General features: G+C 38.7%; 27 protein-coding genes and 1 riboswitch. Of the genes, 18 read left to right on the top strand and 9 right to left on the bottom strand.

The window, feature by feature from the left end; genetic code table 11:
* Positions 1 to 30: 30 nt before the first annotated feature.
* Entirely contained in the window at positions 31 to 405 is a 375-nt protein-coding gene (locus ACWF5P_RS13660; RefSeq protein ID WP_434169550.1) for a DUF2294 domain-containing protein, read from the bottom strand.
* A 244-nt stretch (positions 406 to 649) separates the two neighbouring features.
* Positions 650 to 791, top strand: a riboswitch (cyclic di-AMP (ydaO/yuaA leader).
* 507 nt (positions 792 to 1,298) lie between these two features.
* Between ACWF5P_RS13660 and ACWF5P_RS13665 the strand changes: the two genes are divergently transcribed.
* The 7 genes from ACWF5P_RS13665 (at position 1,299) to ACWF5P_RS13695 (ending at position 11,817) form a co-directional block, all read left to right on the top strand.
* Positions 1,299 to 1,373 (top strand): potassium-transporting ATPase subunit F, encoded by a 75-nt coding sequence (locus ACWF5P_RS13665; protein WP_350302869.1) that lies wholly within the window; start codon positions 1,299 to 1,301, stop codon positions 1,371 to 1,373.
* A 24-nt stretch (positions 1,374 to 1,397) separates the two neighbouring features.
* Positions 1,398 to 3,071 (top strand): potassium-transporting ATPase subunit KdpA, encoded by a 1,674-nt coding sequence (gene kdpA, locus ACWF5P_RS13670; RefSeq protein ID WP_452444963.1) that lies wholly within the window; start codon positions 1,398 to 1,400, stop codon positions 3,069 to 3,071.
* Positions 3,072 to 3,093: 22 nt separating this feature from the next.
* Positions 3,094 to 5,133 (top strand): potassium-transporting ATPase subunit KdpB, encoded by a 2,040-nt coding sequence (gene kdpB / locus ACWF5P_RS13675; RefSeq protein WP_452444964.1) that lies wholly within the window; start codon positions 3,094 to 3,096, stop codon positions 5,131 to 5,133.
* Positions 5,134 to 5,162: 29 nt separating this feature from the next.
* Positions 5,163 to 5,720 carry a potassium-transporting ATPase subunit KdpC gene (gene kdpC / locus ACWF5P_RS13680; protein WP_452444965.1) on the top strand — a complete coding sequence of 186 codons (558 nt, stop codon included), beginning with the start codon at positions 5,163 to 5,165 and terminating at the stop codon, positions 5,718 to 5,720.
* A 57-nt stretch (positions 5,721 to 5,777) separates the two neighbouring features.
* On the top strand, positions 5,778 to 8,093 hold the full coding sequence (locus ACWF5P_RS13685; protein WP_452444966.1) for a histidine kinase: 2,316 nt from the start codon (positions 5,778 to 5,780) through the stop codon (positions 8,091 to 8,093).
* A 136-nt stretch (positions 8,094 to 8,229) separates the two neighbouring features.
* Positions 8,230 to 10,029: a S9 family peptidase gene (locus tag ACWF5P_RS13690; protein ID WP_452444967.1), complete on the top strand. Its 1,800-nt coding sequence runs from the start codon at positions 8,230 to 8,232 to the stop codon at positions 10,027 to 10,029.
* A gap of 252 nt (positions 10,030 to 10,281) precedes the next feature.
* A complete protein-coding gene (locus ACWF5P_RS13695; RefSeq protein WP_452445011.1) occupies positions 10,282 to 11,817 on the top strand; it encodes a histidine kinase N-terminal 7TM domain-containing protein in 1,536 nt (511 codons plus the stop codon).
* Between the two features lie 99 nt (positions 11,818 to 11,916).
* Here ACWF5P_RS13695 and ACWF5P_RS13700 read toward each other — a convergent pair whose 3' ends face one another.
* On the bottom strand, positions 11,917 to 12,630 hold the full coding sequence (locus tag ACWF5P_RS13700) for a class I SAM-dependent methyltransferase (protein ID WP_452444968.1): 714 nt from the start codon (positions 12,628 to 12,630) through the stop codon (positions 11,917 to 11,919).
* A 164-nt stretch (positions 12,631 to 12,794) separates the two neighbouring features.
* Here ACWF5P_RS13700 and ACWF5P_RS13705 point away from each other — a divergent pair, with 164 nt between their 5' ends.
* The gene (locus ACWF5P_RS13705; protein ID WP_137023549.1) at positions 12,795 to 13,055 is read left to right on the top strand and encodes a hypothetical protein; all 261 of its coding nucleotides are present in this window, start codon (positions 12,795 to 12,797) and stop codon (positions 13,053 to 13,055) included.
* Between the two features lie 152 nt (positions 13,056 to 13,207).
* On the opposite strand, the gene ACWF5P_RS13710 is transcribed toward ACWF5P_RS13705, so the two are convergent.
* On the bottom strand, positions 13,208 to 13,846 hold the full coding sequence (locus tag ACWF5P_RS13710) for a formylglycine-generating enzyme family protein (RefSeq protein ID WP_452445012.1): 639 nt from the start codon (positions 13,844 to 13,846) through the stop codon (positions 13,208 to 13,210).
* 298 nt (positions 13,847 to 14,144) lie between these two features.
* On the opposite strand from ACWF5P_RS13710, the gene ACWF5P_RS13715 reads away from it, so the two are divergent.
* The 5 genes from ACWF5P_RS13715 to ACWF5P_RS13735 all read left to right on the top strand — a co-directional run bounded on the left by ACWF5P_RS13715 (position 14,145) and on the right by ACWF5P_RS13735 (position 18,361).
* Positions 14,145 to 14,942 (top strand): DUF2935 domain-containing protein, encoded by a 798-nt coding sequence (locus tag ACWF5P_RS13715; protein ID WP_230176311.1) that lies wholly within the window; start codon positions 14,145 to 14,147, stop codon positions 14,940 to 14,942.
* 241 nt (positions 14,943 to 15,183) lie between these two features.
* Positions 15,184 to 15,834, top strand: coding sequence for a GntR family transcriptional regulator (locus ACWF5P_RS13720; RefSeq protein WP_452444969.1), 651 nt, complete (start codon positions 15,184 to 15,186; stop codon positions 15,832 to 15,834).
* 113 nt (positions 15,835 to 15,947) lie between these two features.
* On the top strand, positions 15,948 to 16,736 hold the full coding sequence (locus ACWF5P_RS13725) for an SDR family NAD(P)-dependent oxidoreductase (protein ID WP_452444970.1): 789 nt from the start codon (positions 15,948 to 15,950) through the stop codon (positions 16,734 to 16,736).
* A 34-nt stretch (positions 16,737 to 16,770) separates the two neighbouring features.
* Entirely contained in the window at positions 16,771 to 17,523 is a 753-nt protein-coding gene (locus tag ACWF5P_RS13730; protein WP_101222106.1) for an SDR family NAD(P)-dependent oxidoreductase, read from the top strand.
* A 52-nt stretch (positions 17,524 to 17,575) separates the two neighbouring features.
* The gene (locus ACWF5P_RS13735) at positions 17,576 to 18,361 is read left to right on the top strand and encodes a glucose 1-dehydrogenase (RefSeq protein ID WP_452444971.1); all 786 of its coding nucleotides are present in this window, start codon (positions 17,576 to 17,578) and stop codon (positions 18,359 to 18,361) included.
* A 221-nt stretch (positions 18,362 to 18,582) separates the two neighbouring features.
* On the opposite strand, the gene ACWF5P_RS13740 is transcribed toward ACWF5P_RS13735, so the two are convergent.
* Entirely contained in the window at positions 18,583 to 18,738 is a 156-nt protein-coding gene (locus tag ACWF5P_RS13740; protein WP_101222108.1) for a DUF4021 domain-containing protein, read from the bottom strand.
* 231 nt (positions 18,739 to 18,969) lie between these two features.
* On the opposite strand from ACWF5P_RS13740, the gene ACWF5P_RS13745 reads away from it, so the two are divergent.
* Positions 18,970 to 19,617, top strand: coding sequence for a lysozyme family protein (locus ACWF5P_RS13745; protein ID WP_101222109.1), 648 nt, complete (start codon positions 18,970 to 18,972; stop codon positions 19,615 to 19,617).
* 43 nt (positions 19,618 to 19,660) lie between these two features.
* On the opposite strand, the gene ACWF5P_RS13750 is transcribed toward ACWF5P_RS13745, so the two are convergent.
* The 4 genes from ACWF5P_RS13750 to ACWF5P_RS13765 form a co-directional block, all read right to left on the bottom strand.
* Entirely contained in the window at positions 19,661 to 20,212 is a 552-nt protein-coding gene (locus ACWF5P_RS13750) for a DUF402 domain-containing protein (RefSeq protein ID WP_101222110.1), read from the bottom strand.
* 236 nt (positions 20,213 to 20,448) lie between these two features.
* On the bottom strand, positions 20,449 to 20,949 hold the full coding sequence (locus ACWF5P_RS13755) for a VOC family protein (RefSeq protein WP_434169566.1): 501 nt from the start codon (positions 20,947 to 20,949) through the stop codon (positions 20,449 to 20,451).
* 271 nt (positions 20,950 to 21,220) lie between these two features.
* Entirely contained in the window at positions 21,221 to 21,634 is a 414-nt protein-coding gene (locus ACWF5P_RS13760; protein ID WP_230176304.1) for a VOC family protein, read from the bottom strand.
* Positions 21,635 to 21,696: 62 nt separating this feature from the next.
* Positions 21,697 to 22,161 (bottom strand): DinB family protein, encoded by a 465-nt coding sequence (locus ACWF5P_RS13765; RefSeq protein WP_452444972.1) that lies wholly within the window; start codon positions 22,159 to 22,161, stop codon positions 21,697 to 21,699.
* A 156-nt stretch (positions 22,162 to 22,317) separates the two neighbouring features.
* On the opposite strand from ACWF5P_RS13765, the gene ACWF5P_RS13770 reads away from it, so the two are divergent.
* Complete coding sequence (locus ACWF5P_RS13770; RefSeq protein WP_230176302.1) at positions 22,318 to 22,809, top strand: hypothetical protein; 492 nt, start codon at positions 22,318 to 22,320, stop codon at positions 22,807 to 22,809.
* Positions 22,810 to 22,995: 186 nt separating this feature from the next.
* Complete coding sequence (locus tag ACWF5P_RS13775; protein ID WP_101222114.1) at positions 22,996 to 23,376, top strand: VOC family protein; 381 nt, start codon at positions 22,996 to 22,998, stop codon at positions 23,374 to 23,376.
* A gap of 81 nt (positions 23,377 to 23,457) precedes the next feature.
* Here the strand turns inward: ACWF5P_RS13775 and ACWF5P_RS13780 are convergent, their stop codons facing one another.
* Positions 23,458 to 23,778 (bottom strand): 2Fe-2S iron-sulfur cluster-binding protein, encoded by a 321-nt coding sequence (locus ACWF5P_RS13780; protein WP_101222115.1) that lies wholly within the window; start codon positions 23,776 to 23,778, stop codon positions 23,458 to 23,460.
* Between the two features lie 272 nt (positions 23,779 to 24,050).
* Between ACWF5P_RS13780 and cdaS the strand changes: the two genes are divergently transcribed.
* Both cdaS and map read left to right on the top strand, forming a co-directional pair.
* Complete coding sequence (gene cdaS / locus ACWF5P_RS13785) at positions 24,051 to 24,671, top strand: sporulation-specific diadenylate cyclase CdaS (RefSeq protein WP_402942814.1); 621 nt, start codon at positions 24,051 to 24,053, stop codon at positions 24,669 to 24,671.
* Positions 24,672 to 24,924: 253 nt separating this feature from the next.
* The gene (gene map / locus ACWF5P_RS13790; RefSeq protein ID WP_101222117.1) at positions 24,925 to 25,671 is read left to right on the top strand and encodes a type I methionyl aminopeptidase; all 747 of its coding nucleotides are present in this window, start codon (positions 24,925 to 24,927) and stop codon (positions 25,669 to 25,671) included.
* Positions 25,672 to 25,829 lie beyond the last annotated feature (158 nt).

A 25,829-nucleotide genomic window follows, 5' to 3' on the forward strand; every position in this document is an offset into this window, starting at 1 on the left:
ATATAATATTAAGTGGAAGAATTGTAACTTTTATTTGATGGTTTCAAAAAGACGTTCCAAATCCTTATCCATAATGAAAACTTCGATTCTTTCACCTGTTTTAGTGCTTATATCACTGTGAGATGAAAGTACTTTACAACCCGTAAGATCTTCAACTATTTTTTCATAATCCTTAGTGTACATTTCACGGAGTAGTGAACGCATTTTTTTCACAAGTTTTTTGCCTGAATTGTGACTCACAAGGTGCTTTTCCTCTACAGTAAGGACACCCTTGAAACGGGTTATCAACATATCATTGATTATATAAGTTTTAGTTTCCTGAGGTCCTCTTCCAATCAATTCACGCTGGAATTTAATGAATGCTTCGCTTATTTCAGCTTCGATCCTTTTCTTTGTATTTGACATAATGCCTCCAGTTAATCTGACGAATTTATGGGATTTATCATAATGCCACGTCTAAGTTCCTGTCAATAACTGTTTGTAAAACTTTAGAAAAAAGTGAAAAAGTTAGTAAATTGAAGAAATATAGTATTCTTGCTGATAAATTGGATGAATATCGTCTTAATTAATCAAATATGGAGGTTTTTAATGGTTTTTATGAGTTTACAAACCTTGAATGAGGAGCGTACAATAATCCTCATGAAAAACAATTAGATACCGGCCAAATCTCAAGTGATTGAGAACGGAGGACCCACTATTTATGGGGTTAATTCTGCATTTGCAGAAGGGATGAGATACTCTTTCGCCATCCTACCCGTCAGCTAACTTCGTCGGCTAAAGCGAAGGAGGTCATAAGACCACCTTGATTCAGGAGGCTTTTTTGTTATGCTATAGCAAAATGGCAATCTGACATTTCCGTAGGTCTTTTTATTATGCCTATAATTGAAAAGGTTTCTTGGAAGACGGATCGTGGAGTAGGCGCTAATGCTTGCTGGGCGTTAAGTAGACCAATGATTACTTTTTCTCCAACAAAATGTTTGTTTCTGTATATCTTTCTTTTTCTGATGCGTCATTGTTCATGACGCTGTAGGAAGGAGATTGCATTTGTGCAGCCTGCAAACTGGGGGAAAAGTAACATTGGTCTATTTTTTTATGCCTTAAAGGACGTCTTTCTGAGCAAAAGAACAGTTTAATGAAACGTATCTTAAAGGAGGTGAAGGAGAATATAGGCTTTATTATTGCGGGAGAAGAGGAGAAAAATGGATAATATAGCCATTTTATTAATGGCTATACCGTTAGTATTCTTTTTAAGATTCATTCATTTTTGTAATAAAGTCATTGCAAAGGGAGCGTAGGAGATGTTCTTATTGATAATCGTCGGAGCGGTAACGTTGTATTTAATACATGCCCTCATATATCCGGAAAAATACTAAGGGTGACTTACGGAGGAGAAGTAAATGGATGTATTGCAAATCGTTGTGGTATTGGCAATTGCGGTTGTATTAGCGATACCAATGGCTATATATTTAACGGATGTTTATTCCCTTGAATTAACGAAACAAGATCGCGTGTTTGGAAGGATGGAAAGGTTTATCTTTAAGCTATCCGGCATTAAGACGGGAGATATGAAATGGCAGCAGTACGCCAAGGCACTGCTGATAAGTAATTTAGTGATGTTCATAATCTCTTATATTATCATTCGCTTCCAAGGGGAGTTACCTGGCAACCCCAGTAAGATTGACAACATGGAGCCATTGTTGGCATTGAATACAGCTGCAAGCTTTCTTACGAATACCAATTTACAGCATTATAGTGGAGAATCGGGACTTTCTTATTTATCTCAAATGGCAGTGATCATATTCTTGATGTTCACGACCCCGGCCACCGGCATTGCTTTATGTATGGCTTTTTTTAGGGGCTTAACAAGCCAGCGGAGTCTAGGAAACTTCTATGTGGATGTAATCCGAACGATTACCCGAGTTCTGCTACCATTATCGATATTGATTGGTTTAGTCCTAGTATCCCAAGGCGTACCGCAAACATTTAGCCCAACGGCTGTTGCGACAACATTGGAAGGAGACACCCAAAATATAGCAAGGGGACCTGTAGCGGCATTAGAATCCATTAAGCACTTAGGCACAAATGGGGGAGGGTTCTTTGGGGTCAACTCAGCCCATCCATTTGAAAATCCTAATGGTTTCACGAATGTCTTAGAAATATTATCCATGTTTCTTATACCCGCTGCCCTTCCGTTGACTTTTGGATATATGGCGAGGAATAAGAAGCTAGGCTGGATCCTATTTTCAGCGATGGCATTCATGTTATTTCTCTTCTTAAGCATTACGTATATTAATGAGAAAAATGGTAATCCAGCTTTGGAGCAAATTGGCCTCTCACAAACGGAGGGGAGTATGGAGGGGAAAGAGGTGCGCTTCGGGGGGGCTCAGAGTGCATTATTCACCAGTATAACTACAGCTGCAACTACAGGATCGGTAAATAATATGCATGATACCTTAACACCGCTGGGAAGTATAGCTCCACTTGCAATGATGATGCTGAACTGTGTATTTGGCGGCGATGGTGTGGGTACGGTCAATATTCTCATGTACTCAATATTGGCTGTATTTCTTGCCGGACTTATGGTGGGACGTACACCTGAGTTTTTGGGTAAGAAAATTGAAGGCCGGGAGATGAAGTTAATAGCTATAACGATTTTGATCCACCCATTGATCATATTAGTTCCATCTGCCATCGCTTTAGCGACACAAATGGGTTCAGCAGCTATATCAAACCCGGGCTTTCATGGTATTACTCAAGTAGTTTATGAGTTTACCTCCTCAGCAGCAAATAATGGTTCGGGTTTTGAAGGACTAGGAGACAATACCCCTTTTTGGAATGTCTCCACTGGTTTAGTCATGTTATCCGGACGTTATTTTTCCATGATTGCCATGATTGCAGTCGCAGGATCATTACTGGTAAAGAAGCGTGTTCCTGAGACTATTGGAACGTTCAAAACGGATAATGGTACGTTCTTTGTCATTCTCTTAGCTTCAGTTTTGATTATTGGAGCTTTGACATTCTTTCCAATCATTGCACTTGGACCAGTTGCTGAGTGGCTTACGATAAGATAAATGTTGAAAAGGGGCATTACAAATGAGAATAGAGGGAATAGCGAATGTAAATAAGAACATTGTTTACGAGGCTGGTAAAGATGCACTCAAAAAAATGAATCCAAAAGTTATGGCACGCAATCCAGTCATGTTTGTAGTAGAAGTAGGGTTTGCCATTACGCTTCTTCTATCAATATTTCCTGCGCTTCTTGGCGGAGTGTCTGATAGGGGGTATAACGTTGCAGTAACCATCATTTTATTCGTAACGATCATTTTTTCTAATTTCGCCGAATCTCTAGCAGAGGGACGTGGAAAAGCACAAGCCAATAGTCTCAAAAAGACAAAGCAGGATGCTAAAGCTAGGTTGATTCAGAAAGATGGTTCCGTAATGATAGTCGATGCCTTGCAATTACGCAAAGGCGATATGGTTTTAGTGAAGGCAAACGATTTAATACCCGTGGATGGAGAAATCATTGAAGGAGTGGCCGCTATCGATGAATCAGCGATCACAGGTGAATCGGCATCCGTAATAAAAGAACCTGGGGGAGATTTCAGTTCTGTAACAGGAGGTACAAAAGTCATCAGTGATTTTATCAAAGTTAAAGTCGGTGCAGACCCTGGTGAATCCTTCCTTGATCGCATGATCAATTTGGTCGAAGGAGCAAAAAGGCAAAAAACACCGAATGAAATCGCACTTGGTACATTACTGATTAGCTTAACCATCATCTTTTTACTTGTATGTACCACTCTGGTACCGATTGCGTCATATATTCAAGTTACCCTTCCAACCGCTACCCTGGTAGCTTTGCTGGTTTGCCTGATCCCCACAACAATCGGGGGCTTACTCTCGGCGATAGGAATAGCAGGTATGGATAGGGTAACTCAATTCAATGTAATTGCAAAGTCTGGAAAATCGGTGGAAGCCGCAGGTGATATCAATACGATCATCCTTGATAAAACAGGAACAATAACACATGGTAACCGCATGGCATCTGCCTTAATACCGGCTATCGGCATTAGTCAGGAAGAGCTTAACCAATATGCCGTATATGCATCTTTACATGATGAAACCCCTGAGGGTCGGTCTGTTTTGGAATTAGCCCAAAAAAATGGATTACCTAAAAAATGGCTGGATAAAAACGGTACGGAAGGTATTGAATTTACGGCGGAAACCAGAATGAGCGGAACGGACTTTCCTGACGGGAAAAGGGTCAGAAAGGGTGCAGTTGATACGATAATGAAATATATAGTACATCAGGGAGGGAAAGTGCCTATCGGTTTGAAAGACACTTGTGATGAAGTGGCCAAAAAAGGCGGCACTCCATTGGTTGTCACAGAGGGATGCCGTATACTTGGCACTATATATTTGAAAGATACAGTGAAACCAGGCATGAAGGAACGTTTTGATGAATTAAGAAAAATGGGTATTAAAACCATAATGTGCACAGGGGATAACCCGTTAACAGCTGAAACAATCGCCAAAGAAGCAGGTGTCGATGATTTTATCGCCGAGGCTAAGCCTGAAGATAAAATCTCTGTCATCAAGCGGGAACAAGCGGATGGCAAGCTTGTTGCCATGACTGGAGACGGTACAAACGATGCGCCAGCATTGGCGCAGGCAGATGTGGGATTGGCGATGAATACAGGGACAAACGCGGCGAAGGAAGCCGCTAATATGGTGGATTTAGATTCAGATCCCACCAAAATCATTGAAGTGGTAGCCATTGGCAAACAGCTGCTCATGACCCGGGGGGCGTTGACAACCTTTAGCATCGCTAATGATGTAGCTAAATATTTTGCGATAATCCCAGCCATGTTCATGCTGGCGATACCTCAAATGAAAGCCCTGAACATTATGGGATTGGCGACACCCCAAAGTTCCATATTATCAGCTTTAATATTTAACGCCATCATCATTCCCTTGCTTATCCCTTTGGCAATGAAAGGTGTTAAATATGTTCCTATGAGCGCAACAAGATTATTGACCAGGAATTTGTTCTTGTATGGATTAGGAGGAGTGTTAGTCCCCTTCTTGGGAATTAAATTAATTGATTTGCTTCTTGTTGTCTTAAAAGTGGCTTGAAAATATAAATTATGGGTGGGTGGAAATCCATGTTGAAAAATATCAGATTGGTTTTGGTGCTTCTAATCATTTGTGGGATGGCATATCCGATTTTGATGACGGGAATGGCACAGTTGATGATGCCCGCAAAAGCAGAGGGCAGTTTAATTAAAAATGAATCTGGTGAATGGATCGGTTCGGAAATGATCGGTCAATCTTTTAAAGATTCTGGGTATTTTCATGGCCGTGTTTCTTCTATTGAATATGATGCGGCTGGTTCAGGTACGCCGAACTTTGCTTCTTCAAATGAGGAATTCATAAATCGGACAAAAAAAGACATTTCAAAGTTTTTAAAAGAAAACCCTGCTATCGATAAGGCGGATATACCATCTGACTTAATGACGAATTCGGGTTCAGGACTTGATCCCAATATTTCCCCTAATGGTGCGAAGGTACAGGTTCCTCGTATTGCTCTTGAAAGGGGATTATCTGAAAAAACAGTATATCTTCTAGTGGAAAAACATACGAGCAGCCGATCACTTGGAATTTTTGGTGAACCCCGAATTAATGTTTTGGAGTTGAATATGGCATTGGATGAATTGAAATAATTATGATCTGGAGAGTTTAGTAGACTCTCCTTTTAATATAGTAATTGGAGGGCTTATATGTCGGAACAATTTCGAAGGAAAACACCAGATGAAATTCTAGAGTCGATTTCCAATATCAAAAGGGGAAGGCTCAAAATCATACTTGGTGCGGTAAGCGGTTCAGGCAAGACCTACCATATGCTGCTTGAAGGGAATGAATTGAAGAAACGTGGGATTGATGTAGTTGTCGGTGTGGTCAACAAGTCCTGTAGTCCTGGAACACTTAAACAATTAGGCAGTCTTGAACTTATTCCCACTATAGAATGGGAGCAAAATGGACACATAGAACAGGACATTGATTTAGATAAGATTTATAAACGGAATCCCGAAGTTGTTTTAGTTGATCGATTGGCACATGAAAACCATATACATGCAAAAAACGCCACCCGTTTGGACGATGTTAAGGAATTAATTAATAATGAGATCAGTGTCATTACGACCATAAATATTTATGAGTTGAAAGGAGTGAAGAAAGTCGCAGAGCAATTACTGAATCTTTCACTTCATGTAGAGGTTACGCTCCCAGAAGATACATTGACAAAGGCTGATGAAGTACGTTTATTGGACGTCACCCCTGAAGCCATATTAAAACGTCTGCAAAAAGGGGAAATAAGTGAAAAAGACGAAGGCCCATTACAGTTTTACAACAATGGTAATCTAGCCACTCTTAGGGAATTGTCACTTCGGTTTTTAGCGGAAGAAGTGGAAGAGGACCTGACTGAACACAGGGAACAAGAAGGGCTATTGGGGCCTTCTGGTGCTACGGAACGAATATTGGTCTGTGTACAATATCATTGGAATGGCTCCATATTAATAAGAAGAGGAGATCAAATTGCCAAGCGGTTGGGCGGTGAGTTTTTAATCGCCAGCTTTATCCCACTATCAAAAAAACTATCAAAGGAGGAAGAAATCTTTAAAAGCTCCATGCAAAAACTGGTCAATAAATTAAATGGGAGTTTTTTTGAGATTACAAGGAATGGAGACGAAATAGCAGAAGAAATAGTCGGATTTTCCATGCAGAATCAAATAACACGAATTATCTTGGGTCAATCAAAAAATCCAGTGTGGAAAGATGTTGTCAACGGTTCAATAGTCAATAAAATAATGAGACAGTCTAAAAGCATCGATGTATATATTATGGCAGACCGTGTAAAAGCATTTGGTGAGAGGATCATCCCCGCAATCAAGACGGAAAAAAAGAAGGAAAATCCTTATCGCAGACTCTCCCCTGATGAAATGCACGATAAAGTGGAACGGGTGAAAAAAGGGACATTTAAGATTTATCTCGGAGCTGCGCCTGGTGTTGGTAAAACCTATACAATGCTAAGGGAAGCAAATCAATTGAAGGAAAACGAAATTGATGTAGTGATTGGACTATTGGAGACCCACGGTCGAAAAGAGACAATTGCCCAAGTGGGAAATTTGGAAATCCTGCCTAAAAAACTAATTCGATATAAAAACGTATTATTGGAGGAAATGGATTTAGATACCATTATCATTCGGAATCCTGAAGTGGTCTTAATAGATGAATTAGCACATACGAATGTACCGGGTAACAAAAATCAAAAAAGATATCAAGATGTAATGACCATTTTGGACGCTGGAATTTCGGTTATTTCCACGATGAATATTCAACATATAGAAAGCTTGAAAGATAGTGTAAAACAAATTACAGGTGTTTCTGTAAGAGAAACAGTACCTGACAACATTCTCCAATTATCGGATGAACTTGAGTTGATCGATATTTCACCAAATGCGCTCAGAAAAAGGATGGAGGAAGGTAATATATATGCCATGGATAAAGTGGAACAGTCCCTTAGCCATTTCTTCAAGACACAGAATCTTATAGCGTTGAGAGAACTTGCGCTCCGTGAATTGGCGGATGATGTGGATGACAGATTAGAATCAATGAAACGTAAGGAAGGAGTAAGGGGGCCATGGAGAAAAGATGAAGTGATTTTTGTCTGTGTCAATCTTAGAGCGGATTCTGAGCGTTTAATTAGAAGGGGGTTCCGCATAGCCTACCGACTTAAAGCCGAGTGGTTTGTTATTTTCGTCAAACATCAATATGAACTGCAAACTGATGAAAAGTTGATACTTGATAAACTGGTAAGCCTTACACATCGCTTAGGAGGCATTTTTGAAATATATACTACGAGGGATAGACGAACTGTGTTCAAGGAGATCAAGAAACAATTACAGACCAAAAAAGCAACACAAGTCATTTTAGGACAATCAGCAAGAACGAGATGGCAAGAAATTATGGGTGGATCTATTGTATCTCGTCTTCTAAGAGAAGTTAGACATCTTGATGTTTTGATCGTAGCTGATTAATTCATATTCAGGCAGTTATTTTTTAGAAATGGCGATGTGAAATTCTGGAGTTCATTTTACCTGCAGTTACAAGGAAAAATATGGTATAATTATTTACGGATATTTCTTTATATTATAAATGTGAGGGGCTGCCAAAATGATCACTTTTCCAAAACCTGATGTTGAGCAATTTTTACGAACTTTTTCCATTGCTGATTTTGCCGTAAGTCCAGATGAAAAACATCTGGTTTTCAGTACCAATTTGAGCGGCAAGTATAATTTATGGGGAATGGATTTGCCAAACTCCTTTCCTTATCCGCTTACATCCATTGATCAAAGCTGCCAAGCACTGATATATGATAAGAAGAGCCGGTTCATAATTGCTGGTTTCGATCAAGACGGTAATGAAAATACCCAGTTTTACGGGGTTCCTTTGAATGGCGGGACAATGAAGGAAATCGTTCATCATGAAAATACACGTAATTTCATGCCGAAATTATCGAATGACAGTAAAAAGCTCTATTACACGACATCCAGAGGAAATGCTTCCTTTCTAAATGCCTATTGTTTAGATTTAGAATCAGGACAGGAAAAGCTGGTATTGGAGGGGAAGGATGCAGCGACCTATTTATTTGGCTTTAGCCCTGATGAAGAAACCTTACTTTACTATAAACACTTTTCCAATACAAATACCCTACTCTATGCAAAAAATGGGAACGAAGATATCCTGCTCACTCCGCCCACTGAGAAACAGCACACAGTGAGTGATGGTGTTTTTGTTTCAGATTCGATGATATATTTATTGACTGATTATGATTCAGACTTTACCTATATGGCTTCATACAACCTTGAAACAAATAAATTCTGTAAAGTTAAAGAATTGGAGAATGAGAGTTTTACTGCCATTAATTATAGTAAAGAGAATCAACTTTTATATATAACCAGTCAAAAGGGTGTAGAGGATCAATTATATGAATTCAATCTGCAAAATGAAAATTGGAGAAACATCCCCGTACCATGCAGCGTCATTAATAAGCTTGAGGTTGCTGCATCAGGCACGCTTTACTTATTTGGCATGGGCGCAACAAAGCCTCATAATATCTATAAAAATACAGGTGATGAGTGGGTATCATTAACTAAATATACTGTTCCAGGCGTCGATTCTGATGAATTGGTTGAACCCGACATCATTACATACACTTCCTTTGATGGCCTGGAAATTGAGTCGTTATTTTTTAGGGCAAAAAAGGAAAATGACAATGGTGAAGTCATTTTTTGGCCTCATGGAGGACCTCAAGCGGCAGAACGGAAGTCCTTCAGAGCTTCATTTCAATTTTTCCTGAATCACGGTTACAGTATTTTTGCGCCAAACTTCCGCGGTTCTACTGGTTATGGTTTGGAATTCACGAAAATGGTAGAGGGAGATTGGGGAAATGGGCCACGACTTGATAATGTAGCCGGCCTTGATTGGCTAATAGACCAAGGACATGCACAAAAAGGGAATATCCTATTGATGGGCGGAAGCTTCGGAGGGTATATGGCACTTCTGCTGCACGGACGACATGCAGATTATTTTAAGGCAGTTGTCGATATTTTCGGTCCATCCAACCTCTTCTCATTTATCAATTCCGTTCCAGAAGACTGGAAGCCAATCATGGATCAGTGGGTAGGAAATCCGGAAAAAGATAAAGAAAAACTAATCGAGTATTCGCCAATCACCTATTTAGAATCGATGATAAAGCCAATGCTCGTCATTCAAGGAGCAAACGATCCCCGTGTCGTCAAAGAGGAATCAGATCAAATCGTTCAAGCCTTGAAGGGTAAAGGAAGAGATGTCGATTATATGCTTCTGGAAGATGAGGGACATGGATTTTCCAAAAAAGAAAATGAAATTGCGGTCTACCAAAAAATACTTTCATTCTTAAAGCGATTCACAGCAGTAACAGAGAAGGTATAATCCGTAACTAAATACTTCATTTATTTGAATTATCACCCCTGCCACTCACATTCAAGGTGATGAAGCAGGGTTTTTCATGTTGTTAAAACTGGATGTTTATTTTATTCGGCGGTTTGGGGTGTAAGTAAATAAGGGATTTAAAATTCAGAATTCCCTGAATAAACTCTAGTCACCTAGTCATAAAGTGCTATATAATATACGGAAAACTATTTTTTTGTTAAACGGAGTTGATTCGCATTGCCACGGGAGTTATTGTTATACATACTCGTACTTATAATAGCAGGTGCTTCAAGCTTGTTTCTGTGTTTATTTGCACAGTTAAAGATCAAGGATGCACCTGGAGCAAAAGCCTATATTCTCGTGACATTATTGTCTTCCATCTTTACTTTTTCCTATGCTTTCGAACTTTCCAGTACATCGTTAGAACAAATCATATTCTGGTTAAGGGTCGAGTACTTGGCATTACCATTCATCCCAGTATTCCTTTTGTTGATGTGCATTGAATATGTAGGTCAGAGAATTAAGAAGGTCTGGCAATATGCACTCTTCATCATACCGTTCATCACCATTTTCATGCATTTTACAAATGACCTTCATCACTTATATTACAAATCAATGGAATTGAGAAGCGATAGTCCTTTTCCAATTATTAAACTGGTGGGCGGCCCTTGGTTTTACGTACACTCCCTGTTTCTTTTTTTATGTGTGATGATAAGTATAATAATATTGCTAAAACAGGTGAAAAAATCTTCATTCAGATTCAGGATGCAAATATCAATGATGGTGGCAGGTCTTCTTATTCCTATAATAGCAAATTATTTTTATATAAATGGACTAAGCTCATATGGTATCGATCTTGGTCCTGTATCCATGAGTATCACGTTTATCTTTCATGGTGCGGCACTTTTGACTTTTCAAATGTTCAATGTAGCCCCGATCGCTCGGGAAACCGTCTTTGAAAGTATGAAAGAGGGAGTAATCGTTTTAAATCAACAGGGGTTGATTGTCGACTATAACCGTGGAATGCGCAAATTTTTGCCCATGTTGGATGAACATTCCATTGGTAAATCGATTACAAGTGTGCTAAATGGGAATCAACTTCTTAGGGGAATAATCGACCTTAAACAGGACAGTGACTTTAATTGCAGCATAAATGGTGATATGGTACATTACCATATTGGTTTTTCACCCGTGTTCAACAAAAACAACCTGTCTATCGGACAGATCATTACCTTCGCCGATGTAACTGAAAGAGTACTCATGCTGGAAAAGATGAAGCAACTTGCCAGCTTGGACGGATTAACCCAAATATTGAATAGAACATTTTTCATCAAAAAATCGGAAATTTTATTTGATGCACTAAGCATGGAAGGCGGCAATGTTTCAGTCATCATGTTTGATATCGATCATTTCAAAAATGTAAATGATACTTTTGGACATGAAGCAGGGGATGCGGCCATAACGCTTGTAGCGAATATTGCAAAGGAAAACATTCGGGAAGGAGATTTGTTGGGGCGTTATGGCGGTGAAGAATTTATCATATGTTTGCCGAATACCGCTTTACCCGCTGCATATGAGTTGGCCGATATGATAAGGGAAAAGGTTTCTGAAAGTATTGCAGTGGTTAATGAAGAGATGATTTCCGTTACCTGCAGTTTCGGGGTGACTACTGCATTAATTGAAGCTGGTGACCGAAGCATTTCCATCAAAACATTGATGCCACGGGCCGACCAAGCCTTATATGCCGCAAAGAAGAATGGCCGAAATTGTGTACAGATCATCGTCTAAATAGGACCATCCCTTTAAACCTTGAACTTGTTCCAGGTTTTTATCATTGTGTTCAAGATTCCAGACACATATTAAGCTGCCTTATTCATGATGAATGCCCTATTTTTTACTTGCTCTGTATACTCTATAACCGAGGCTGTTTCCGTAAGATAAAATGAGGCGGTAATGTGCGTCCATGACTCGTTCCAAGGATCCATTCAAAGGCTGAATGGATCTATTTGATGCTGAAGAATTCATTAATTCGTCTAAGACGGTACTTGATTTCAAGATTTTTAAATCTGTAAATCCGTTTTGTTGGAAGGCCTTTAACCATTCGGATTGCGTCAATAATTCCCTTAAATTATAAAAGTTAATGATTTCTTTTTTTGAGACAGGATCAAGGCTGGTTTCCGCTGTCATATCAATGGATAACAAAGTTCCTTCTAGTTTAAGGACCCTGTAAAATTCTCGGAGTGATTTTTGTATATCCGTGAATGCAGTCGTTGATTCGGCTATGATAAAATCAAAAGAATTATTGTCAAAAGGCAGTTCTTCTATTGAAGACTTATATAGGTCAATGCTTAAGTTAGCTTTTTGGAATCCTTTTTTTGCATGTTTCACCATCTCAGGGTGATTATCAAGCGCGGATACTTGGCAAAGAAACGTTTTTGCCAAGTAAGATGAGGTTTGCCCTGTCCCGCATCCGGCATCAAGGATTATTGACGTATGATCGATTTTTTCATTTTTCAAAATCCGCTTAGTCAGTTCAAATCCACCAGGGTGTGCCCCTTCAATTCCAAGTATGGCTAGTGCGTCTTGGTATGAGTGGTTCATGGCATAATCTCCTTTGGTACATGTATAAATGTATTTTATGCTTTGGTTTCAAGGAGTGATAAGGAAAATGGGAAAGACTTTTAAATGATTGGTGGGTATTTAATCCATTCATGCTAGTCCCTGAATGCATACGATGTAAAATCGAATGATAAGGGGAGTGCAAAATGGGATATCATAATTATTATCATAAATGCAGGCAAGGTGTGGGAAGACCGGTTGAAATTCGTACAAGCAGAGGAACCGTACATCGGGGAATCATACACCGGGTTACACCGAACCGTGTATATATTCGTCCATTTGACGGAGGCGGAAACCTTGGGGGTTTTGGTTATGGAGGTTTTAATGCAGGATATGGCTGGGGTGCCGCAAATGGATTTGCATTTGGTGCAATTGCATCTTTAGTTTTTCTCGCATTTCTCTGGTAATCGAATGAAGAAATTATAAAAAACCTGAAAATTTTTCAGGTTTTTATTTTGTTCCCATCGGAATTCTACCAAGAAACTGGTAATAAATATGAATAGATGTACAACTAAGATAAAGCTTTGAGTTTTGAATGGATTTGGCTTGTTTGCTAAGGTTAAAAAGACCGGGCAAGACGGAATCCTAGGTCGTCTATACAAAATGTCGGATGGCTGCGCCGGCGACATGAAGCTCCACAACCTCTAGCATCCTCAGCCCAGCTCCCCCCTCGAAAAATACGGTAGGTGCCGTACACTTGTTCATCATATAAGTCCCAGCACCATTCCCAAACATTCCCTAACATATCATGCAGCCCCCATGGATTCGGTTCCTTTGTTCCTACTTCATGGATCATGCCCCCTGAATTTTCGTTATACCAGGCAATCTCATTCAGCTCTCCGTATCTATAACGAGGAGTCCCGGCTTTACATGCATATTGCCACTCCGCTTCTGAAGGAAGTCGAAAACCGCTTGATTCCCGATCACAAACAATGTTTTCCCCATTTTTAGAATAACACTCTCCCAGCCCAGCTTTCTGTGAAAGCAGATTACAAAAAGAAATTGCATCATTCCAAGAGATATTCACAACAGGTTTTAGATCCCGATCAAAAGAATTAGGTGATTTATTTGTAATGGCATAGTAGAAATCCATAGTAACAGGATAACGTGCAAGAAGGAACGGTCTTACTTCAGCTTTCCATTTGCTTTTAATTCTATCGTCCCTTAATTCTATTTCGCCACCTGGAATTTTCTCCATTGAATAGTCAATGTAACTCATTATTTCCTTTGACAATCTACCTTCCTCCTACCGACCTTAATTTAAAAGTTTCACCACTTCCAAAACGATTAAATCAATATAAATATAAGGTTGGTTTAAATTTGTATTAAAATGACCGTTTTTAAAGCGACTCAAAGACCCCATTAATTTAATCTGAAGGTATAGGATCAAGCTTAGGCTTCATTACGCCCCATTTAATTTATATTAATATGTTTGTAGGTTTAGGAATACAAATTATAAGTGAGTTTCTTATACTTTAAATTATGGGGGAGAGAAGATGAACGAGTTTTTGGAGAAAACAGCTAGATTCGAGCATCGGTTTTGGCTGCAAATCTTAGGAGACCATGCCAGGTTCATCCATGAGTCTTTAGCGCCGGTTGAAGTGGAAAACATTGAAATTGCCTCTGAATTCATTCAAGTTTTTGATGCTCTCCTTGGTCAAGCCAATTCGGAAGAAATCTCGCAACTTACTGCCATCGCAGAAGAAGAGACATTAAGATTTCGGGAGTTTAAGCTAAGCCTAATTAAAGAACATCTGGTAGGTAAAATAAAAATACATCTTTCACCTTCATTCATTAATCATATGGTGAACGAATTAGAAGAATATTTAAGATTATTGAAATATTTCAATTCAGATCAAATGCCGCCGGTTTTTCATGAACTTCATCACCATTTAGTTTGGCTGTTAGATGCAGCAGGACATGCAGGTGCAATATCATCCAATATGGATGACGTTGAAAAAAGATTAAAAGAGAAAAGTGACCAATATAAAAAACATTTTAATGATTTTTATTTAAAAGCTGTTGAAATGGCTGGATTTTTACGAACCAATCTGTCAACATTCCCAGCATTGGAAAAAATGAATGCCGACGTCACATTGGAAATTAAATTCTTCCAGCACTTCCTGCTTGAATTGGAGGAGCTTGACCTTAGTGCGCAGGCTCTTGGAACGCTTTCGCCATTAATGGCAGATCATATGTGGCGAGAAGAATGTTATTATTTAACGAAACTCGCTGAATCGACAGACACGGAAAAGCCAAACTGCGATCCAGCGAAACCGAGGCTAGTTGATTAAAAAATACACATGGAGCCCTTTATATAAAAGGGGCTCTAGATCTGTTGCATTTTTACCGCCAAAATCAGTAGAATATGGAAAACACTTAGAAGAAGCGATCTGACATTAAGTCTTTTTGAGCTTTTTCCATATAGGAAAATACGTTTTTCTTGGCTGGTTAGCATTAAAGGAAGTTAATTCCTATCCTTATGTTATACTAAAAGAACCACAATTAATTATAGAAGTATAGGAGTGCTGAAAGATGTTTGGAAATACTTCCAATTTGACAGATGGCATTTATTTTGGAGAATCGTTACCACAACAAATCGCTAAACACATTTTAAAAAAAATAATTGAAGGTGAAATAGAAGCTGGTGAGAAAATCGTGGAAGAAGACATTTCCAAAGAATTGAATACTAGCCGTGCACCAGTACGCGAAGCCCTTTATTTACTGCAGGTTGACGGTATTGTTGAGAGAATACCTAGGCGGGGAACGATCGTCAAGCCATTTTCACAAAAGGAAATCATTGAATATAATGATGTTACGATCGGACTGATCCAGATGGGCATTGAATTTTCCCAAGGGAATTGGCACTCAGAAAATAAGCAATCATTACGACAGCATTTGGAAAGTGCAACCGATGAGTGTGAAAAAGGTAATGTTATCGAGTATCAAAAAAGGGCAACACAGATATTTCGATATATTTTTTCAATCGCTAATAACAAAGCATTAGCAAGATTTTTTGAAGAAGCCAGTCATATCCTCATGGTTTTTGCCCAAAGTCAATGGAATACGGAAACGATGGAAAGTTTCCATTTCAGATTAAAGATGTCTATTGAGGCCATTCTAGAAGATGATTTAGTTAAAGCAAAAAATGAAATTCATGAAGCCTTGAATCGTGGAGTGATGTAGAGTCTTTGACTCTAAAACCAAATTGTCGACAATCGACAAAAAGAATGTTATTATGTAATCGTATTCAAGCAAGAATATTATCACCAAGATCAAAGGGAGAAAGGGAGAATATTATGCAAGCATTTGATTTTACAGAAAAAGTAGCAATTGTTACCGGTGGCGGCGGGGGTATCGGCCGGGCAGCTTCTATTACACTTTCAGAAAATGGTGCCAAAGTGGTTGTTGTAGACCTTTCCGAAGAGGCTGGCATGCTAACGGTAAATGAAATCAAAGAAAAAGGCGGCGAAGCCAAATTCGTTAAAGCCGATGTTACAAAGGAAGACGATATAAAAAATTATGTTCAAAAAACTATAGATTTCTATGGAAAAATCGATATTTTCTTGAATAATGCAGGTTGGGAAGGCAAAATAATGCCTCTTATCGACTATCCTGCTGAGGTTTTCGATCAATTAATGTCAATAAATGTACGAGGTGTTTTCTTGGGCATGAAACATGTATTGCCCCATATGATTGAACAAAAAAGCGGGGCGGTCGTGAATACAGCTTCTGGAGCTGGTTTACTGGCAACGCCAAACATGGTTGCGTATGGCGCTAGTAAACATGCGGTTCTAGGAATGACGAAAACAGCTGGTGTCGAAGTAGCTCCACATGGTGTCCGGGTGAATGCCGTCTGCCCAGGTGTCGTCAACACGGCTATGATGCGGTCGATTGAAAACGGATTTGGTCAAGGAGATTCCGCGGCAGCTGAAGCGGCTAGAAAACAGTTGGAAGCAACGACTCCGGATGGCCGGTATGCTGAGCCGCAGGAAATTGCAAATCTAATGATGTACTTAGTATCCGATCTTTCCAGCCACATTACGGGTCAAGAACTTGTAATCGACGGAGGGGCCATTTTAATCTGATAAGCAACAAACTTTGTTAAAGGGGGACGAATACATGAGTTTACAAGGAAAGGTCATAATTATTACAGGAGCAGGCAGCGGAATTGGAAAGGAAACGGCATTTAAATTAGCTGATCAGGGAGCTATTGTCGTAGCGGCTGACTACAATGATGTTGCCGCTAAAGAAACGGCTGAAGCTATTCAACAAAAGGGAGGCACGGCATCTTTCGTGAAAGTGGATGTAGCTAGTGCGGAAGAAGTGGAGGCGATGGTCGAAGCTGCAATTGCCAATCATGGCACCATCAATGGCATTTTCAACAATGCTGGAATTGGACTAGTAAAACCATTTTTGGAGATGGATCCAGAATCATACCACAGAGTAGTTGATGTTGACCAACACGGCGTTTATTATGGCATGTATTATGCAGCAAGGAAGATGGTCGAGCTTGGTGTAACAGGCGCAACGATCGTTAATACAGCTTCAATATACGGGACGATGGTTTCTATTGGCAGCTTTAATTACCATGCTGCAAAAGCAGCAGTCATCGCGATGACTAAATCTGGTGCAATTGAACTTGCGCAATATGGGATTCGTGTTGTCGGTGTGGCACCAGGATTTATCGAAACGCCGATCATTGGTGAAGATCAAGAGTTCCTGGACAGTTTGGCTCAACTTCATATGAGGAAAAAATTGATTCAGCCAGAAAAAGTTGCTGAAGTTGTAACGTTCTTGTTCTCTGAAAAAGCGGATGCCATTAATGGACAAGTCATTCCAGTTGATGATGGATTCTTAAGCTTTAAGGGGTAATCAGTATAATTAAATAAATTTTCAAGATAACTTAAAAGGGGAGTTTTGACATATGAGCGAAAGATTCGATGGCAAAGTTGTAATCATTACAGGGGCAGGATCGGGTTTAGGTCAAGCAGCCGCATTGGAAATGGCTAAAGAAGGAGCTAAACTTTCATTAGTTGATTTAAACGACGCATCTTTGGAAGTGACAAAAAAATTAATCTTAGACATGGCACCAAACTCGGAAGTGCTTCTGGTCACTGCGGATGTATCGGATGAGGAAGCAGTAAAGAACTATGTAGACAAAACAGTCAGCAAATATGGCAGAGTCGATGGATTCTATAATAATGCGGGTATTGAAGGTAAACAGGCCCCTATGGCTGAATACGATAGCAACGTTTTCAACAAAGTAACGGACATCAATATCAATGGTGTTTTCTATGGTATGAAATACATTCTGCCAATCATGAAAGAACAAGGATCAGGGGCAGTGGTGAACGTGGCTTCTGTAGGAGGAATTCGTGCTGTGCTTAACCAAGCTGCGTACGTTGCAAGTAAACATGCTGTAGCAGGCTTAACAAAAACAGCTGCCATAGAATATGGCCAATATGGTATCAGCATAAATGCCATTGCACCAGGAGTAATCTTAACAGCGATGGTAGAGGGATCATTCAGGCAAATAGGCGGAGAGAATTGGGAAGAAGCAATGGCGGAATTCGTCAGTGTGAATCCTAAGAAACGCTTCGGTAAACCTGAAGAGGTCGGCCGTTTAGTCGCTTTCCTATTATCAGGGGAATCAGAGTTCATCAACGGTGTAGTCATTCCAATTGATGGCGGACAATCTTCACAATACTAATTGAGAAAGGGAGTGACAGTAGGTCACTCCCTTTTTAATTGTATCCTTTTAGTTAATGAGCAAACGAATTTAAATTTGGACAAAACGAAGACTTTTTCGGTTTTCGTTTTTTTGCATATTCAAAAATCAGTTCATATGAAACTATATACGATCCTTTAGAATTTGAACACATAGAAAAACGCCATAAAAGGCGATTTACAAATATTCAAGAAACCCCATCGTTACTTTTCTTTATCGTGTAGCTTATCTTCATATTCAGTTTCCAACATACCATATAGACCATTCATTTCTTGTTCATCTGGATCTGCCCCAAATTCGTTTCTATATTTCCCCTTTTTATCATCAAGGATTTCTTCTTTTTCACTCTTCTTGTCCATACATATCACCTCCAACCAGTAGGGTGTCTCATTGTCCTAAAAATATGCACTGTGTGACTCTGTTCCTTTTTAGATTTTGCGGCGGCTAAGTTAAGTGGTTGAGAAAATACACTAATTACAATTAATGCTAATCCTGTTTGCAGAACATTTAATTGGGTATTCTAAATAGTTATTACTGTTACAATTTGTTAAGATATAAATATATTAACTTAGAGATAACGGAGAGAGAATGTGAAGAAGAAACGTAAGAAATCAAAGAAAGTTTTTACCATTTTCATCCTGATTTTCGTATTTTTGCTCATTAAGGAGATCATGCAAACCCCATATTCCGAAAATGTTACCACATCAGTAAATACGCTTGATTCCTTTGCGAACGTGAAAAAGTATAGTTCACTTCTGCAAGACGAGTTGACTAAATACGGACTTGAGGAGCATACTTCGACATTGATTGCTTTGATGCAGCAGGAAAGCCGAGGGCGGGGCGGTGACCCAATGCAGGCATCTGAGTCAGCGGGCCTTGATCCAAATACAATCACTGATCCAACGGAAAGCATTAAGTATGGAGTGAAACATTTTAAGCGGATCAATGAATATGGCAATGAAAAGGGCGTGGATTTTGCCACGATCCTTCAAGCATATAACATGGGAATTGGTTATATTGATTTCGTTGCGAATGAAGGGGGCAAGCATAATGAAGAGCTTGCAAAGAAGTTCTCCATGCTTCAGGTCGAAAAAAACCCCACGCTCTATGATTGCGGCGGTGACAAAGATAATTTTCGATATCCATATTGCTACGGTGACTACACATACAGTGCGAAGGTATCTAAGAACATTGAGGAGCTTGGCGACAGTATATCGGCTCAAGCTGATAGTGAGTGAGGGAGAACAAAAAGCCTACTGAATGAAGTAGGCTTTTTGTATGTCATTTGTTGTTCAGCCATGGAAGGAGATCTTTATGTTTATAGAGCTTCTCGGATTCTGAAATGGTTTGTGAAAGAAGAATATCAATGGAATCAAGTAAGGAGATTAGGGCTTGTTTAACAGAACCACTCTCAAATTGCTCTAATGGCACAGGTAACTCTTCCTCGTCTAAAATAAAATATTCCCCACCCGGAAGCACCAATATATCTATAATCAAATCCTCAAAGGATACCAACTTATCAGCCATATATGTATTTCTTACAATATTAAAATAGGATCCTAAATAATTTCCGTCGTTATCTCTCCAAATGTATAAATTATAAGGACGGTCTTTCCAATAATAAGCAATTGTATAACTGCTTACAGGAATGGTTAATTTTATAGAACCCGCTTTCATCGTGAACGAATCCATGATTTCATGAAAAAGCACGACATGTTGATTTTGTTCTTTTAACAGCAAACAGTTATGTTCTACAACTATGGAGTCGTAACGGATTTTTCTTTCTATGATTTCATCGCCATGTTGTAGTGCTGGTATAAATATATTTTCCATTGTATCTATTTCTCCCTTAAAACCATTTAGATCATTTATGATAATATACTTAAGAAAGTTTATTCTTACTAATAGGGGCTATCGCCAGGAAAATGCGGATTTAAACTTTTAGGAAATTCAAATATCAAAACCTAATTTCACACCTGCAATACCGAGAAACTAGGTTTTAGTTACTTCAAAATCGTATGATTTTCAGGAATGAATTCAACTTTACTAGATAGATGTTTCTTAGGAACCTAACCCATATACGCCTGCTTTAAAGTTTTAATGTCAATTTTCTTCATTTGGAGCAGCGCTTTCATAACTCTTTCCGATTTTTCAGTGGCGGAGTCGTTTACCATCTCGGTTAGATATTCAGGGACAATTTGCCATGACACACCAAATCGATCTTTCAGCCAACCGCACACTTGCGCCTTTTCATCTCCACCTTCAGAGAGTTTTTCCCAATAATAATCCACCTCTTCTTGATTCTCGCAATTGATGATAAATGATATTGCCTCGGTAAATTTGAATTGCGGACCGCCATTTAATGCTACGAATGCTTGTCCGTCCAGTTCAAACTCCACGGTCATCACTGATCCCTCTGGTTTCCCGTGGATTTGATTTCCTGCATTACCATAGCGAGTGATTCTTCCGATCTTAGAATTTTCGAATATGGAAGTGTATAACTTCGCCGCCTCTTCAGCTTGTGTATCAAACCACAAGTTGGTTGTGATCTTTTGAATCTTATTTTTCATAATTTTTTCTCCTTTATTGTTCTCAAGTTTAGCCAGGAAAACTAAACTCTGCTATTATCATGGAAATGCGAATTTATTGGATAAGATTAAATACCTTGAAGGTACCCTATTACTATATACCATTTATCATGACCTATTGTAAGGGTTAGGGTGCCATTTGTGTATTCCAACCGATCATTAAACCTTTGCTAGTTACAATATCCTTGCCTGAAACACAAAAGGATATAGAAACTTTTCACCAGTGAAAAGCACTATATCCAAATTCCATTTCTCAGCTCTCGAAGTTAAATTGCCATTTGATTCCGAATTTATCGGTTAACTGACCGTAAATTTTACTCCAGAATGTTTCTTGGAGCTCTACACCAACCGTACCGCCTTCACTTAGTTTGTTAAAAATCGATTTAATTTCATCCAAATCATTACTGACATAAGCCAGGCTGATATTGTTTCCTTCAACAAAAGGCATTCCAGGAAAAGTATCTGAAAACATGATATTGCTTCCATTTATATTTAGCCTTGTATGCATGACTAAATCTTTCGCTTCTTCTGGAAGAGTAAAATCCGGATTAGGCGGTGTTTCCCCAAAGGTCATGATATTTGGTTGTTCCGTTCCAAAAACCTCTGCGTAGAACTCTACTGCTTGTCGACAATTCCCATTAAAATTAAGATATGCATCAACTGACATTTCTTTCACTCCTACTTTTTTATTTGTTATTCAATGCTCCAAATTTATTACATAATGCATTATTACCTTACGAAAAATTCCGGCGGTTCAATTCCGAGTGTTCTAAGGTAGATATAACCCTGGCCCCTATGGTGGATTTCGTTTTCCAAGGCATATTGAAGTCTATCAAAGTGGCTTTGTGAGGGACCGAAAAAAGGATCCTTTTCGACCACTCCAAGCGTTTCCTCGGTCATTTCCTCCCACAGCTTCCTCGTATCATCCCTTACTGCTTCGCATGCTGATACAAGTTCTTCTTTGGTAGAAATTCCGGCAAACGAATCTGGAAACTCCCAAACACCCAGTGCAATTCCACGCATATATGCAGTTTCAATGTTCATGATTTCTTTAACCATCCCTGCGAAAGGGCGAAGCTCGCTTGCCGGTGCATAATTAAACAATTCCTTTTCAGGGAAAGCTTCAACCACCCTCAACGTCAAGCTCCTGTTGCCTTCCAATATATTTAACAAACCCTCTTTCGATAGAACCACAATTTCACTCTCCTTTGAGAAATACTCTGTATAGAAGTTCTGTGAAAAATCAAAAAGTCCTGCTAATTACTGTATTTAAGGATTGCATAGCTTTTTTTATATACCGGTGTAGACTTATAAGTAACACTTAAATAATTAATAAAGGGGAAATGTCATATGTTCGGTTCCTTAAATAGAACAAAATTAATAAAAAATGATTTAAAAAGCATTGCGAAATTAATGTATCAGGATGTATCAAAAGATACTTGGGATCAAGAGAACCTAACAAAGAGAAATTTAGATTTCACTATTGAAAGCATTCGCTATATAGATGCTTATACGAAAAGATTATGTACTACTCAAATGGGTAGTGAACTTTTAAAGAATCATTTTGATAATTTTGTGATAAGAATAGGTGCCTATATTGGAGAAATTATAAAAAGGAATATAAATCAAGATTTTAAATGGTATGAATATGATTCTGTATATCATTTTTCTTCTGCACTTGATGGGGTGCATAGGGGCATTAAAACAGAAACGGTTCTTTACTCTAAAAAGAGAGATAGAGTTATAGTTCCTTTAACTGTGGTAGCGCAATATCTGGAAGGGAATTCGACATATACAGATTTCTTGAAATACGTAGAAGAAACAATTAAGCAAAATTCGTAAAAGATAACTGCTTTTCTTAAGCAATCGTGCAGGTTCAAAAACCTCCCAAAAATTCATTTTTGGTAAATATTGATTAAATCTAGCATATATAATACGATTTAATCAGTTATATATTTCCAACCAACATGATGCTTATACATAAATGATTCAATTAATAACGGAACCAGCAGAAAGGGAGAGAAGCAAATGATTAACAAAGTCGGGCAAATTATGTTATATGTAAATGATCAAGACGAGTCATTGAAATTTTGGACGGAAAATTTCGGTTTTAGCGTAATTTCTGAAGAAGATAATGGCCAAGGGCTAAGATGGATTGAAATAGCCCCAACAAAGGTAGCAGAAACGAGTATCATCCTGCATAATAAAGAATTCATTGCTAAAATGCAGCCTGAATTAAATCTTAATACACCTTCGTTAATGTTTTACTCGGATAATCTTGATGAATTATATAAAGACTTTTCAGAGAAGAATATCAAAGTGGGAGAGCTTGTAACTATGCCATCTGGAAGAGTCTTCAATTTTGCCGATAATGAAGATAATTATTTTGCGGTCATGGAAAAGAAGTAATTCATTTGGCTAAAGATTAAAAAAACATCAAAACAATTGTTTTGATGTTTTTTGATTAAACTGCGACACTTACGAAACTATTCAGTCGGCAGGCCTTGGCCCAGCAGGAATTCCAGAGTTTTCTACCGTCTTGATCGGCCGAACGGTAATGTCTCCATTTACGTAAATTTGACAAGATAAACGTAAATGATCTTCCATTCCTTTTTCCTCAAAAATCTTTTTTTCTTTATGTGTGACCTCCAAAAAATCACCCGCCAATATTTCAACTCTGCAAGTTGTACATTTAGCCTTCCCGCCGCATCGGTGGAGAATATTTATACCGTTATCTTCCAATGCTAATACTAATTTTTTTCCCATTTCAACTTCAAACGTTCCTTGGTCAAATACGGTTACATAAGGCATCCAATACCACCTCTTATATAGAATATCTTTCAACAGGTCATTAACATATCTATTCTTTTACCTTGTCCATATGACATAAAAAAATGTGAAGTCATTACTTAATTGATAGTAAAGATGAATAATTAATTATCGTGAAGACAAACTTTAAGTACATTCATAATTATAAATTTAACTAGGCATAACTAGAGCTACGAAAAAGATTGGTCTTTGCGAGACCAATTAAGATTTATTGAAAGAAAGAGAGTGAAATAATAAAGGGGAGGTGCATGACTGTGAATCATGGCAATTGTGATTTTTCACCAATGAAACAAATGTTAAAAGAGGATTTACGACAAGTAATATCAGCATTACAGGATAACTTAGAAGCAATGGGTGATGAAAATTATTGTCTTCTTGGAAATTTCGAGAAAATAAAGGATAAATTTATATACATCGATATGAAAGCAGCTACATTTTATTTGAATTGTTATTTGTCACCGTTTACGGACAAATATCCAGAGTTATCAACTTGCGTACAAAATTTGTCGAATTTGAGACACGGCGGCTTAATTGTGATTCAACGGGGAGACCCTATTGATTCATTGATTCAACCCGGTATTTCAATAGGCGCGGAGTTAACCCATTCTTTACTCGAATCAATTTTTTTCCCTGGAAATCCACTGCATGATGGTGCCGTTTTGGTTAATAAAAATCAGATTGTTTCCGCAGCAAATGTCCTTCCGCTTTCAGACAGATCAACAGGGGAAAAAAAACTTGGAACACGCCACCGCTCTGCATTAGGTTTATCTGAACGAAGTGATGCCCTGGTATTGGTAGTATCAGAAGAAACAGGAAGAGTTTCATTTGCGTTAGATGGAAATCTGTACCCGGTTAATACACATGGACCTATATAAAATTTTTGAGACAATTAAGTCCAATCGTGATTATGAATTCTAGGTAATTCTCACCTGGAATATTCATTTGTGTAAAAAACGTAAACGCTGGCTTCCATTTTTATTTTTCTCGGAATTACTGGTACAAAAAAGGCCATGAATTAATTAACCCGGTGATTTTTACCGGGTTTTTGGTTGCTTTTTATATAAAAAAAGGCATATGATAAACAAGGAGTCTCAATCAGAAAAGTTATAAAACGAAAGAGGATTTTAAATGATAACCATTAAAAGTGAACGAGAAATAAATTTGATGCATGAAGCGGGCAAACTTCTTGCTGCGACGCATAGAGAAATTGCAAAAATGATAAAACCGGGCATCACGACTTGGGAAATCGAAGAATTTGTCGATAAGTACTTGGCAGAGCATGGTGCTACACCAGAACAAAAGGGCTATAACGGATACAAATATGCAACGTGTGCTTCAGTGAATGATGTTATTTGTCACGGCTTTCCGCAAAAGAAAGCCCTAAAAGAGGGAGACATCGTTACGATTGATATGGTGGTGAACCTTAACGGTGGTTTGGCGGATTCCGCTTGGACATATGCGGTCGGTGAAGTTTCCGATGAAGCTCAGCGTTTAATGGATGTAACCAAAAATGCTTTATACAGGGGCATCGAAGTCGCACGTGCAGGAAATCGTCTCGGGGACATCGGGCATGCAATCCAGTCATATGCAGAAGGTGAAAAGTTTTCTGTTGTTCGCGATTTTACAGGCCACGGAATTGGTAAAACCATGCACGAGGACCCAACAGTCCTACATTATGGTAAGCCAGGTAAAGGTGCCCGTCTAAAAGAAGGTATGGTCATCACGATCGAGCCAATGCTGAATGCAGGAACATGGCATATGAAAATGGATCAAGACGGCTGGACGGCGAGAACGGCAGATGGAAAGCTTTCCGCGCAATATGAACATACCCTTGTCATTACAAAAGGTGAACCGATCATTTTAACGGAACAGTAAACTTAAAGAAGAAACGGCCCATGTTAAGGCCGTTTCTTCTTTTTATTTTTTACACTATTTCATAATAAACCTCGACAGAATATTCAAAATCCACTCCATCCAACATTAGATAGAATCCTAAAAATTAGTACTAGGCAGTTAGGCATTAAAAACTTTAC

Source organism: Peribacillus sp. NPDC055009, from assembly GCF_053608705.1.

Bases quoted from the DNA above. Each gene is read 5' to 3' on its own strand.
- kdpB (WP_452444964.1), top strand. From the start codon at position 3,094: ATGAGAATAGAGGGAATAGCGAATGTAAATAAGAACATTGTTTACGAG.
- ACWF5P_RS13735 (WP_452444971.1), top strand. From the start codon at position 17,576: ATGAGCGAAAGATTCGATGGCAAAGTTGTAATCATTACAGGGGCAGGA.
- kdpC (WP_452444965.1), top strand. From the start codon at position 5,163: ATGTTGAAAAATATCAGATTGGTTTTGGTGCTTCTAATCATTTGTGGG.
- ACWF5P_RS13725 (WP_452444970.1), top strand. From the start codon at position 15,948: ATGCAAGCATTTGATTTTACAGAAAAAGTAGCAATTGTTACCGGTGGC.
- ACWF5P_RS13685 (WP_452444966.1), top strand. From the start codon at position 5,778: ATGTCGGAACAATTTCGAAGGAAAACACCAGATGAAATTCTAGAGTCG.
- kdpA (WP_452444963.1), top strand. From the start codon at position 1,398: ATGGATGTATTGCAAATCGTTGTGGTATTGGCAATTGCGGTTGTATTA.
- ACWF5P_RS13760 (WP_230176304.1), bottom strand. From the start codon at position 21,634: ATGTCAGTTGATGCATATCTTAATTTTAATGGGAATTGTCGACAAGCA.
- ACWF5P_RS13720 (WP_452444969.1), top strand. From the start codon at position 15,184: ATGTTTGGAAATACTTCCAATTTGACAGATGGCATTTATTTTGGAGAA.
- ACWF5P_RS13705 (WP_137023549.1), top strand. From the start codon at position 12,795: ATGGGATATCATAATTATTATCATAAATGCAGGCAAGGTGTGGGAAGA.
- ACWF5P_RS13750 (WP_101222110.1), bottom strand. From the start codon at position 20,212: ATGGAAAATATATTTATACCAGCACTACAACATGGCGATGAAATCATA.
- ACWF5P_RS13770 (WP_230176302.1), top strand. From the start codon at position 22,318: ATGTTCGGTTCCTTAAATAGAACAAAATTAATAAAAAATGATTTAAAA.
- ACWF5P_RS13740 (WP_101222108.1), bottom strand. From the start codon at position 18,738: ATGGACAAGAAGAGTGAAAAAGAAGAAATCCTTGATGATAAAAAGGGG.
- ACWF5P_RS13660 (WP_434169550.1), bottom strand. From the start codon at position 405: ATGTCAAATACAAAGAAAAGGATCGAAGCTGAAATAAGCGAAGCATTC.
- ACWF5P_RS13690 (WP_452444967.1), top strand. From the start codon at position 8,230: ATGATCACTTTTCCAAAACCTGATGTTGAGCAATTTTTACGAACTTTT.
- ACWF5P_RS13755 (WP_434169566.1), bottom strand. From the start codon at position 20,949: ATGAAAAATAAGATTCAAAAGATCACAACCAACTTGTGGTTTGATACA.
- ACWF5P_RS13775 (WP_101222114.1), top strand. From the start codon at position 22,996: ATGATTAACAAAGTCGGGCAAATTATGTTATATGTAAATGATCAAGAC.
- ACWF5P_RS13700 (WP_452444968.1), bottom strand. From the start codon at position 12,630: ATGAACCACTCATACCAAGACGCACTAGCCATACTTGGAATTGAAGGG.
- ACWF5P_RS13710 (WP_452445012.1), bottom strand. From the start codon at position 13,846: ATGGAGAAAATTCCAGGTGGCGAAATAGAATTAAGGGACGATAGAATT.
- ACWF5P_RS13730 (WP_101222106.1), top strand. From the start codon at position 16,771: ATGAGTTTACAAGGAAAGGTCATAATTATTACAGGAGCAGGCAGCGGA.
- ACWF5P_RS13780 (WP_101222115.1), bottom strand. From the start codon at position 23,778: ATGCCTTATGTAACCGTATTTGACCAAGGAACGTTTGAAGTTGAAATG.
- ACWF5P_RS13715 (WP_230176311.1), top strand. From the start codon at position 14,145: ATGAACGAGTTTTTGGAGAAAACAGCTAGATTCGAGCATCGGTTTTGG.
- map (WP_101222117.1), top strand. From the start codon at position 24,925: ATGATAACCATTAAAAGTGAACGAGAAATAAATTTGATGCATGAAGCG.